Annotated in this window: 9 protein-coding genes and 1 tRNA gene; all 10 read left to right on the forward strand. The window is 63.2% G+C overall.

The genetic code is table 11. The annotated features are described in order from the left end of the window. Positions 1-411 precede the first annotated feature (411 nt). The 10 genes from DQG19_RS19825 (at position 412) to hisB (ending at position 11,165) form a co-directional block, all read left to right on the forward strand. Positions 412-3,549 carry a PVC-type heme-binding CxxCH protein gene (locus DQG19_RS19825; protein ID WP_198661820.1) on the forward strand — a complete coding sequence of 1,046 codons (3,138 nt, stop codon included), beginning with the start codon at positions 412-414 and terminating at the stop codon, positions 3,547-3,549. A gap of 6 nt (positions 3,550-3,555) precedes the next feature. Then, on the forward strand, positions 3,556-4,551 hold the full coding sequence (locus DQG19_RS19830; protein ID WP_116128171.1) for a ThuA domain-containing protein: 996 nt from the start codon (positions 3,556-3,558) through the stop codon (positions 4,549-4,551). Positions 4,552-4,553: 2 nt separating this feature from the next. After that, positions 4,554-5,087, forward strand: coding sequence for a Crp/Fnr family transcriptional regulator (locus tag DQG19_RS19835; RefSeq protein WP_232826562.1), 534 nt, complete (start codon positions 4,554-4,556; stop codon positions 5,085-5,087). Positions 5,088-5,139: 52 nt separating this feature from the next. Beyond that, positions 5,140-5,715 carry a DinB family protein gene (locus tag DQG19_RS19840; protein WP_116128173.1) on the forward strand — a complete coding sequence of 192 codons (576 nt, stop codon included), beginning with the start codon at positions 5,140-5,142 and terminating at the stop codon, positions 5,713-5,715. A 105-nt stretch (positions 5,716-5,820) separates the two neighbouring features. Then, positions 5,821-5,893 (forward strand) — tRNA-Phe (locus tag DQG19_RS19845). Positions 5,894-6,129: 236 nt separating this feature from the next. Continuing rightward, positions 6,130-6,996, forward strand: a complete 867-nt coding sequence (hisG, locus tag DQG19_RS19850; RefSeq protein ID WP_116128175.1) for an ATP phosphoribosyltransferase — start codon at positions 6,130-6,132, stop codon at positions 6,994-6,996. A gap of 2 nt (positions 6,997-6,998) precedes the next feature. Further along, positions 6,999-8,288 carry a histidinol dehydrogenase gene (gene hisD, locus DQG19_RS19855; RefSeq protein ID WP_116128178.1) on the forward strand — a complete coding sequence of 430 codons (1,290 nt, stop codon included), beginning with the start codon at positions 6,999-7,001 and terminating at the stop codon, positions 8,286-8,288. 9 nt (positions 8,289-8,297) lie between these two features. Next, entirely contained in the window at positions 8,298-8,825 is a 528-nt protein-coding gene (locus tag DQG19_RS19860) for a GyrI-like domain-containing protein (RefSeq protein WP_116128180.1), read from the forward strand. Between the two features lie 13 nt (positions 8,826-8,838). Further along, entirely contained in the window at positions 8,839-9,906 is a 1,068-nt protein-coding gene (gene hisC / locus DQG19_RS19865) for a histidinol-phosphate transaminase (RefSeq protein ID WP_116128182.1), read from the forward strand. A gap of 116 nt (positions 9,907-10,022) precedes the next feature. Then, positions 10,023-11,165 (forward strand): bifunctional histidinol-phosphatase/imidazoleglycerol-phosphate dehydratase HisB, encoded by a 1,143-nt coding sequence (gene hisB, locus DQG19_RS19870; RefSeq protein WP_116128184.1) that lies wholly within the window; start codon positions 10,023-10,025, stop codon positions 11,163-11,165. The last annotated feature ends 8 nt before the right edge of the window (positions 11,166-11,173 follow it).

Genomic DNA, 11,173 nt, shown 5'->3' on the forward strand with positions numbered 1-11,173 from the left:
GCAGGAAGTTACGTTGCTGCGCCACCGGAAATACCCGCAAACACGCTGCCACTCGCTGCGCTCGCGTAGGCATCGGGCCTGGAGGCCCTCCACCCGGGGTATATCGGGTTGAGGGCCTCGGGCCCGAGCGCTACAAAGCAGGAAGTTACGTTGCTGCGCCACCGGAAATACCCGCAAACACGCTGCCACTCGCTGCGCTCGCGTGGGCATCGGGCCTGGAGGCCCTCCGCCCGGGGTATATCGGGTTGAAGGCCTCAGGCCCGAACGCTACAAAGTAGGAAGTTACGTTGCTGCGCCACCGGAAATACCCGCGAACACGCTGCCACTCGCTGCGCTCGCGTAGGCATCGGGCCTGGAGGCCCTCCGCCCGAAACTTTCGGCTTTGTATATTCGGACGAATAACATTTGAGCGTGCGATCCAGTCTACTCCTCCTTCTGATTATCCCGTTCCTCACCCGTTGCGGTAGTGAGGAACGGGAAGCGATGCTGACGATTGAGAAAGGAGACAACATTGTCTTCATCGGGAATAACCTGTGCAGCCGGATGTCCTACTTCGGCCACTTCGAGGCGGCGCTCTACCAGTTGTATCCGGAGGCCAACCTGACCGTCCGGAATATGTGCGACCCGGGCAATACCGCCGGCTTCCGGCCCCACGCCAGCCGGCCGTCACCGTGGGCCTTTCCCGGGGCGGAGGCTTACAATCCCGACCTGAGCCGGAATACCGGCAGCCAGGGCTTCTTTCCTACGGAAGACGAGTGGCTCGACTCCCTGAACGCCGACGTGGTGATCGCCTTCTTCGGCCTCAACGAAAGCTACGGCGGTGCGGCAGGGCTTACCAATTTCGCCCTGGAACTCGACAGCTTCATCCGCTACACCCAGCAACAGCGGTACAATGACGCGAGTGCCCCGCAGCTGGTCCTTATTTCACCGCTGGCGTTTGAGAACTCCACCGAACTTGACCTGCCCGACGGCGTGGCCGAGAACGAGAACCTGGAACGCTATACCCGGGCCATGGGCGATATCGCCGCCGACAATGGCGTGCCCTTCATCGACCTCTACCATCCTTCCCACGACTGGATGGCGGCGGGCGAACGCCTAACTACCGACGGCATCAGCCTTAACGACGCGGGTTACCGGAAACTAGCCGCTTTTCTCTCGGGACGACTCTTTGGCTCCGTGCCGGAGGAGGAGGATCCCGAGTTACTGGCCCGCGTGAAGGAAAAGAATCACTTCTGGCTCCTCGACTTCAAGATGCCCAACGGCGTACATGCCTACGGCCGCCGCTACAACCCGTACGGGCCGGACAACTACCCCTACGAAAAGGAAAAGGTGAGCCAGCTGACCGTCAACCGTGACGCGGCGATCCGCGCCCACCTGCGGGGGGAAACCTACGACCAGGCCGCCGCAGACCAGCGGACGCTCCCCCTGCCCCCCGTGGAAACCAACTACGCCGTGGAGCCGGCCGACTCCGTGGAGTACCTCTACGGCGAAGCGGCCCTGGCTACCTTCACCACGGCGCCGGGCTTCGAGATCGAGCTCTTTGCCTCGGAACGGGAATTCCCCGAGCTGGCCAACCCCTGCCAGATGAACTGGGACGACCGGGGGCGCCTCTGGGTCAGCCTCATGCCCAGCTACCCCCACTACAAGCCCGGCGACGCCCTGCCCAACGATAAGCTGGTCATCCTGGAGGATACCGACGGCGACGGGCGGGCCGACGAACTCAAGGTTTGGGCCGACAGCCTCCACCTGCCCGTGGGCTTCGAATTTGCCAACGGCGGCGTGTACGTCTCACAGGGTACCAACCTGATGTTCCTGCGGGATACCGACGGCGACGACCGGGCCGACTCCCGCGAGATCGTGATGAGCGGCTTCGACGACCACGATACCCACCACAACATCAGCGCCTACGAGGCCGACCCCGGCGGCGGCATCTATATGGGTGAGGGCGTCTTCCTCCACACCAACGTGGAGACGCCCTACGGACCGGTACGCGGCACCAACGGCGGCTTCTACCGCTTCGACCCTGCACGGCGCTACCTGGAACGGACGGCCCAGATTTCCATCCCCAATCCCTGGGGCATCATCTTTGATGAATGGGGGCAACCGATCTTCGCCCACACCAGCGGACCGCGGGTGCAATGGATGCTCCCCTCCACGATGCGCAACGTCTACGGCGTAGAGTCACCGATGGCCGAGGACCTCATCGAGCCCGACCACCGCGTGCGGCCTACCTCGGGACTGGAGATCGTCTCCAGCCGCCACTTTCCCGAAGAGATGCAGGGCGACCTGCTGATCAACAATACCATCGGCTTTTTGGGTACCAAGCAGCACCGGGTGATCGACAAGGGCGCGGGCTTCACCACCCGCTGGCGGCAGGACCTGGTGACGAGCACCGACCCCAACTTCCGCCCCGTGGACATGGAGTTCGCCCCCGACGGGAGCCTCTACCTCGTGGACTGGCACAACGTCCTGGTGGGTCACATGCAGCACAACGCCCGCGATCCCCTGCGCGACCACGTCCACGGACGCATCTACCGCATCACCTACCCGGAACGGCCGCTGGTCGAAGCGCCCGAGGTGGAGGGAGCCTCGGTGACCACCTTGCTAGATAACCTCAAGCTGCCGGAGTACCGCGCCCGCTACCGTACCCGCCGCGAATTGCGGGAGCACGATGCCACGGAAGTAATGCCGGCCCTGAAGGCATGGGTAGCGGACCTCGACCGCAACGACGAAAACTACGAGAAGTACGTGCGCGAAGCCCTGTTCGTCAGCTGGGGTGCGCACTCCATAGACGAGAAACTGCTGGACGCGGCGAGCACCGCCGAAAACTACCGCCTGCGCGCCGCCGCCGCCCGCGTGGTCCGTTACCTGGGCTACCAGTTAGAGGATGACACGCAGCGGCTGACCGCCTTCGCCAAGGATCCTCACCCGCGGGTCCGCATGGAGGCCATCGTCGGTGCCAGCTGGCTGCCTCCCGCCGCGGGAGAACCCGTGCTGGCCGCCGCCGAAGCGCAGGAGCTGGACCCCTTCAGCCGCGAGGTACTGCTGAACGCCCGCGCGCAGATGAACAACAACGCCTACGTTGCGCCCGCCACCTCCGTAGCGGAGAAGCCCGACAGCCCGATCGCCCGGGCCTACGCGCTCGGCGAGGAGATCTTCGAGCGGGAGGGCTACTGCGGCACCTGCCACCAGCAGGACGGGCGGGGACTGGCCGCCACCGGCTATCCGCCCCTGGCCGGATCGCCGTGGGTCACCGGGGAAAAGAAACGCCTGATCAAGCTGGTCATGCACGGTCTCTACGGTCCGCTGGAAGTGAACGGTAAAAGCTACGACGGACAGGTACCCATGACCGCCTACGGCGGCCTCATGAGCAACGAGGAAATGGCCGCCGTACTCACCTACGTGCGCAACGCCTTCGGCAACGAAGCGCCGATGATCGCGCCGGAAGACATCGACGCCATACGGACCGCCACGGCCGGCCGGAAGGAGATGTACCGCGCCGGCGACCTGCTGGAGGAACATCCCTTCCCCGCAGCAACGAAGAAATAACCCAAGATGAATACCCTACGCAGCCTGTTCGCCCTGCTCCTGGCCACGGCCCTCTGCACCTGCGGCCCCGCCACCCCCGATAGGGTAGCGGCCACGGAAAGCACCCCCCCACCAAAGATCGTCTTCGTGACCGGCGACGAGGAGTACCGCTCCGAGGAATCCATGCCCATGCTGGCCGCCATCTTAGAGCGGGAGCTGGGCGCCGAAACCGTGGTGGGCTACTCGCTGGACAGCGCGGGCTACATCGCCCCCAATAACGTGTACCACATCAGCGAGCTCGACGAGCTGGCGGACGCCGACCTGATGGTGGTCTTCACCCGCTTCCGGCAGCTGCCCGCCGACCAGGCCCGCAAGATCACCGACTACGCCGAGAGCGGGCGCCCCATAGTGGGGTTCCGGACGTCCACCCACGCCTTCCGCTATACCGAGCCGCAGGACAGCAGCCTGATGGTGCTGAACAACGCGTGGCCCACGAAGGTCTTCGGGCAACAGTGGATCACCCACCACGGGCACTTCGCCGACGGCCACGGCCGCCTGACCGATGTCACGCTGGTCGACGCACGCGCAGACAGCCCCATCCTCAACGGCGTGAAGCCCTTCGAGGCCTACTCCTGGCTCTACCACGTCGACGGCGGCGACTGGAAACTGAGCGGCGACAGCGAACCGCTGCTGATGGGCCACAGCCTGCGTTCCAACCACGAGGCGGAGGGTCGGCTCGACGAGTTTCCGCTCGACAACCCTGTCGCCTGGACCAAGACCTACACGGGCGACAGCGGCCGGGCGGCCCGGGTCTTCTTCACTACGCTCGGCCACCCCTTCGACTTCAGGGAGGAGTCGATGCGCAAACTCGCCCTCAACGGCATCTACTGGGCGCTCCGCCGGGAAAGTGAAATTCCGGGCGGCGGAGTGAAGGCGGAATTCGTCACGCCATACGAACCGAACAATTCGGGCTTCGGGGAGGAGTACAAGGCCGGGGTGAAGCCACAACCGACCAACGATTAGCGGTGCAGACTCTGATACAGCTCCTGGACGAGGCGGGCCTCTTCACCGGCCACCGTACCCTGCGGCGCGGCGAGTACCTGATGCTCGCCGGACAGCGGGATCGCAACCTCTACTACGTGGAGAGCGGGACCCTCGTGGTCACGGTGGTGATCAACGACGAGGAGCAGTGTACGCGCTTCGGATACGCGGGCGAGGTAGTCGCGGCCATCGACAGCCAGGTCGGTGGGGAACCTTCGAAGTTCGGTATCAAGGCGCTCCGCAAGAGCGTGCTCCGGGTAGCAAACTATGGAGCCTACCACGATTTCATGCGCGCGGACCCCGATCGGCATGCGGCCTACGAGGCGTCCCTGGGATGGCTGATCTGCGGGCTGCTGGAACGGGAGATCGACCTGCTCACCCCCAGTCCGGAAGAACGCTACCGCCGGGTACTGGAACGAAGCCCCCGGCTGTTCCAGGAAGTGCCGGCCAAGTACATCGCCAACTACCTGCGGATGACGCCGGAAACCCTGTCGCGTCTAAAGAAGGGCGCGGGCTAAATCTTGCGTTGGATCAAGATCGCCCCCCGACGCCCCCCCTACTTTTGTAAGCATGAAAGCAAGATCAGCCACCGAACTCCTCGACCATCTGGAAACGCGCACCGAAGAAAATCTTTCGCTGGCCCGTACCCTGGCCCAGTTGCCTACGGAGCAGCTGCGGAAGCGGCCCGCGGCCGACCGCTGGAACGCGCTGGAGTGCCTGGAACACCTCAACCGCCTGAACGGCCCCTACCACGCGCGCATCTTTGCCGCGCTGGAAGCGGCCGGTGACAAACCGGCGGTTGCCACCTTCACCAGTACCTGGATCGGCAACAAACTGGCGAGCAGCATGAAGCCGGTTCAGGGAACCCGGCCGGTACCGACCACCAAAAAGATGAACCCACGGGGTGCCGTGCTCGACCGCTCGATTCTCGATCGGTTCCTGGCGGACGAGCGGCAGCTGCGAAACTTTATCGAACGTGCCCGGGAGGTTGACCTGAACCGCGTCAAAATCCGTTCGCCGCTGGCCTGGATCATCCGCCTGCGGCTGGGCGATGCCCTGCGGTTATTGACCTACCACGACTGGCGGCACCTGGAGCAGGCCTGCCGCGCCGTCGGGGTACCGGTGCCGCAAAGCGCGGGGCGGTAAAGTGGGTCGGAGAAGTTTTTCCGCCATCGGCTTGCAAGGTTTGTCCGCTTATTCCTACCTTTGCATCCGCTTAAACCGGGAATGCCCGGGAAACGAGCGATATCAGGTGCGGTAGCTCAGTTGGTAGAGCAATGGACTGAAAATCCATGTGTCGGCGGTTCGATTCCGCCCCACACCACATGATTCTTGGAGTTCACCATCATCATTCCGTCGTTTCTCGCCCCGTCGGCGAGCGGTAGTTTGGTGCGATAAACTTTATACTCCACAAACCTATTGCTCAGAGGTCCGCCGGGAAAGCCCGGCGGACCTCTTTGTTTTTACCCTGTTCCCTTTCTGTTTGGGAAATAGCCCATGCACTGCCGCCGGCGGACTCCCCGGGGCCATTTACCACAGAACAACCGCACTTCCCCACAAATGCCAACCACGCCCCCCCTCCGTATTGCCGTTCAGAAATCAGGCCGCCTGCTCGACGAGTCCATCGAGCTGCTCAAGGAATGCGGCATCAAGATCGATAACGGCCGCGACCAGCTCAAGGCCCCGGCCCGCAACTTCAACGCCGAGGTACTGTACCTGCGCAACAGCGACATCCCCCAGTACATCCAGGACGGCGTGGCCGACATCGGCATCATCGGCGAGAACACCCTCATCGAGAAGGAAAAAGACGCGGAGGTAGTGCAGAAACTAGGCTTTTCCAAGTGCCGCCTAAGCCTGGCGACCCCCCGCGGCAGCCAGTACAGTGGTCCCGAAAGCCTCAATGGCCGCCGGATCGCCACCAGCTACCCCAACAGCCTGCGGGCCTTCCTGAAAAAACACGACATCGACGCCGAGATCCACGAGATCAGCGGCTCGGTGGAGATCGCCCCCAATATCGGCCTGGCCGACGCGATCTGTGACCTGGTTTCCACCGGCAGTACCCTGTTTAAAAACGGACTGGAGGAACAGGACATCATTTTGAAATCCGAGGCTGTCATCGCCGCCAGCCCCCGCATCGACGACGCCCGCCGCGCAATCCTCGATCAGCTGGTGTTCCGCGTAAAATCAGTCCTTGCCGCCCGCAACCAGAAGTACCTGCTGATGAACGTACCTAACGGCAGCATCCGGCAGGTCACCGAAATGCTTCCCGGCATGCGCTCCCCCACCGTACTGCCCCTCGCCGAGGAGGGCTGGTCGAGCGTCCACACCGTGATCGCCGAGGATAAGTTCTGGGACATCATCGACCGCCTCCGCGCCGCCGGAGCGGAAGGTATCCTCATCGTACCCATTGCAAAAATGATTCTCTAAGCATGAAGATCTACGACAACCCCGCCGCCGACGCCTGGGAGCCCCTCCTGCAGCGCCCGGCCAACGACCTGGAGAATCTCGAGGAGATTGTGCGCGCCGTCATGCAGGCGGTCAAGTACCGCGGCGACGATGCCCTGCGCGACTATACCGCCCGCTTCGACAAGGTCGAGTTGCGCGACTTCGCCGTCTCCCCGGCCATGATCGACGCCGCGGAGCGCCAGGTGCCCGAGGAGCTGAAGCAGGCCATCCAGACCGCCAGGCAGAACATCGAGACCTTCCACCAGAGCCAGCAGTTGCAGGAAGAAGTGGTGGAGACCATGCCGGGCGTCCTGTGCTGGCGGGAAAGCCGGGCCATCGATCGGGTCGGCCTCTACATTCCGGGCGGCACGGCTCCCCTGTTCAGCACGGTACTGATGCTGGCGGTCCCGGCCCGGCTCGCGGGTTGCCGGGAGATCGTGCTCTGCTCGCCGCCCGACCGGTCCGGCAACATTCACCCCGCCATCCTTTACGCCGCCCGCCTCTGCGGGATCACGCAGATATTCCGCGTCGGGGGCGCCCAGGCCATCGCGGCCATGACCCACGGGACGGCCACTATACCGCAGGTCTACAAGCTCTTCGGACCCGGCAATGCCTACGTGACCGTAGCCAAGCAGCTGGCCCAGCTCCAGGGGCTGGCCATCGATATGCCCGCGGGGCCCAGTGAGGTGCTCGTGTGCGCGGACGCAGGTGCGGCGGATGCCCACGCTGCCGCCGACCTGCTCAGTCAGGCCGAGCACGGGCCCGACAGCCAGGTCGTGCTCGTCACCGACCGGCGGCAGAAGGCGGAATCGGTACGGGACGAGATGCTGCGTCAGCTCGCGGACCTGCCGCGTCGCGACCTCGCCGAGCGCAGCATCGCCAACAGCCTGGCGGTCGTCTTCCCCGAATGGAGGGGGGCGGCCGACTTCATCAACGCCTACGCGCCGGAGCACCTTATCCTCGGCATGGCCGACGCCCGGACGTTCGCCGGGGGAATCCGCAACGCCGGCTCCGTATTTTTGGGGTACCACACCCCCGAAAGCGTGGGCGACTACGCCAGCGGTACCAACCACACCTTGCCGACCTACGGCTACGCCCGCCAGTACAGCGGCGTGAGCCTGGACAGCTTCGTGAAGAAGATCACCTTTCAGGAACTCACTCCCGACGGGCTCCGCAACCTAGGTCCCACCGTTGAGGTCCTCGCCGAGGCGGAGCAGTTGCGGGCCCACCGGAATGCGGTAAGTTTGCGGATCGCCGACCTAACCAAAGCATAACTCCACGATATGATCGACATCGAAGTCCAGGACCTCGGGCCCCTTAATCTTGTGGGGCTCTCGCAAACCACCCGACTCGCGGCGGCGGAAACGCCCAACCTGTGGCGCAGCTTCGGTCCGCGCATCCAGGAGGTTTCGGCGCGTGCGGACAGCTACCGCTATTCGCTGCGGCAGTACCCGGAAAAGCTGACCGAAGCCGGGATGACCCCCGAAACCGAGTACACCGAGTGGGCCGCCGTCGCCCTCTCCAACGCCGACGATACCCTGCCGGACGGTTTGGAACTCCTGCGGCTACCCGGGGGTACCTACGCCCACTTTACCTATCGGGGCTTACCCCAGGACTTCGGCCGCGCGCTCCAGTACCTGATGCAGGTGTGGATGCCGTCGTCGGGTTACTACATCGACAACGCCCGGCCACACTTCGAGCGCATGGGTGCCGACTACCGCCCGGACGATCCGGAGGCCAGCGAAGAAGTGTTCGTACCGGTACTGCCCCTGACGGACGCCAACGGATTCGCGGCGGCCAGCCTATCCTAACCGAATTAAGATCATGATCACCACCACCGACTACATTTCCTGGACGGACGAGAAGATCAAGGCCCTCGTCCGGCCCAACATCCGTACCCTCGTCCCCTACTCCAGCGCCCGCTCCGAATTCAAGGGCCGCGCCGATGTGCTGCTCGACGCCAACGAAAGCCCCTTTGACAACGGCATGAACCGTTACCCGGAACCGCTGAGCACCGACATCCGCCAGGCGCTCGCGCAAATCAAGGACGTAGACGCCGATCGCATCTTCATCGCCAACGGATCCGACGAAATCGTGGACCAGGTGACCCGCGTATTCTGCAATCCCGGCGCGGATGCCGTGGTCGCCCTCCCGCCCACCTTCGGCATGTACAAGGTGGCCGCGGGCATCAACGACGCCGAATTCCGTGCCGTGACACTGCAGCCTGATTTCACCATCCCGGTAGAAACGCTCAAGGACAGCTGGGACGACAGCTGCAAGGTGCTCTGGCTCTGTAGCCCCAACAACCCCAGCGGTAACCTGATGGACGCCGGCGTGGTGGAGGACCTGATCCGCAGTTTCCCCGGTATCGTAGTGTTGGACGAAGCGTACATCGACTTCATTCCCGAAGAGAGCTTCCTGCCACGGCTCGACGAGTTCCCGAACCTCATCATCACCCAGACGATGTCCAAGGGCTGGGGCATGGCGGGAGTCCGCCTCGGAGCCGCCTACGCCAGTACCTACATCGTCACTATGCTGCGGGCCATCAAGATGCCCTACAACATCAACGTACTGACCAAGGCCGCCGCACTGGAGGCCCTGGCGGCACCGGAAAAGATGCAGGAACGGGTGGATTTGCTGAAAAGCGAGCGCCGCCGCCTGGAGCGGGAGCTGGGTGAGATGGACTTTGTGGACCACATCTTCCCCTCGGTGACCAACTTCCTGCTGGTGCGCTTCCGGGATTCCGACAAGATCTACAAGTACCTGCTGGATAAGGGTATCGTAGTACGCAACCAGAGCTACCAGCCGAACGCCAAGAATTGCCTGCGGATCACGGCGGGCCTGCCGGAGGAGAACGATCAACTCCTGGCGGCACTTCACGCATTTATTTAAACACAGTGATGCCACGGAGGTACTGCACAGAGGATTCACAGAGCGGCCTTTGTAAGTTCTCCGTGGCAACTCCGTGCCCTACCTCTGTGTAAACTCCGTGTTTAACCCCTTCAAGCATGCCCCAGAAACTACTCTTCCTAGACCGCGACGGCACCCTCATCCTCGAGCCCGACAACTACCAGGTAGACTCGGTAGAGAAACTCGACTTCTACCCCGGCGTCTTCCGATGGCTCGGCCGCATCGTGCGCGAACTCGACTACAAGCTGGTGATGATCACCAACCAGGACGGGCTTGGCAACGCGGAATTCCCCGAGGATACCTTCTGGCCCACCCACAATGCCATGGTGCGGGCCCTGGCCGCCGAGGGCATTGAATTTGGGGAGCAACTGATCGACCGTACCTACGCCAAAGACAACCAGCCTACCCGCAAGCCGAATACCGGCCTGGTAGACAAGTACGTTGCCGACGACACCTACGACATTCCCGGCAGCTACGTAGTGGGCGACCGCCTCACCGACATGCAGCTGGCCAAGAACATGGGTGCCAGGGGGTTCTGGCTGGCCAACGATCCCGAACTCGGCAACGGTGAACTGTCGGCACAGCAACTGAGCGACCTCGACGACACCATCGCCCTGATTACCACAGACTGGGAAGACATCTACAACTACCTGCGCCTCGAGAACCGCACGGCCACCGTTCGCCGCACCACCAAGGAAACGGACATCGCCATCGAACTGGACCTCGACGGTACGGGAACTACCGACATCGACACCGGACTCGGCTTCTTCGACCACATGCTCGACCAGCTGGGCCGCCACTCCGGCTGCGACCTGACGGTAAAGGTGCAGGGCGACCTCGACATCGACGAGCACCATACTATTGAGGACACCGCCATTGCCCTCGGTGAGGCGTTCAAAGCCGCGTTGGGCGACAAGCTGGGCATCGAACGCTACGGCTTTTACCTCCCCATGGACGACGCCCTGGCCGCCGTGGGCATCGACTTCGGTGGACGTCCCTGGCTGGTCTGGGACTGTAAGTATACCCGCGAGAAGATCGGCGACATGCCTACCGAGATGTTCTACCATTTCTTTAAGTCGTTCACCGACGGGGCCCGCTGCAACCTCAACATCCGCGTGGAGGGCGACAACGAGCACCACAAGATCGAAGCCACCTTCAAGGCCCTGGCCAAAAGTATCAAGATGGCCAAGCGGCGGGACGTGGATAATATGCGGCTGCCTAGTACTAAGGGGGTGTTGTAGTACGGTAG

This window comes from Lewinella sp. IMCC34183, assembly GCF_003390915.1.
Lineage (GTDB): Bacteria > Bacteroidota > Bacteroidia > Chitinophagales > Saprospiraceae > Neolewinella.

Coding starts and splice junctions, on each gene's coding strand:
- hisB (WP_116128184.1), top strand. CDS start 10,023: ATGCCCCAGAAACTACTCTTCCTAGACCGCGACGGCACCCTCATCCTC.
- hisD (WP_116128178.1), top strand. CDS start 6,999: ATGAAGATCTACGACAACCCCGCCGCCGACGCCTGGGAGCCCCTCCTG.
- hisG (WP_116128175.1), top strand. CDS start 6,130: ATGCCAACCACGCCCCCCCTCCGTATTGCCGTTCAGAAATCAGGCCGC.
- DQG19_RS19860 (WP_116128180.1), top strand. CDS start 8,298: ATGATCGACATCGAAGTCCAGGACCTCGGGCCCCTTAATCTTGTGGGG.
- hisC (WP_116128182.1), top strand. CDS start 8,839: ATGATCACCACCACCGACTACATTTCCTGGACGGACGAGAAGATCAAG.
- DQG19_RS19840 (WP_116128173.1), top strand. CDS start 5,140: ATGAAAGCAAGATCAGCCACCGAACTCCTCGACCATCTGGAAACGCGC.
- DQG19_RS19830 (WP_116128171.1), top strand. CDS start 3,556: ATGAATACCCTACGCAGCCTGTTCGCCCTGCTCCTGGCCACGGCCCTC.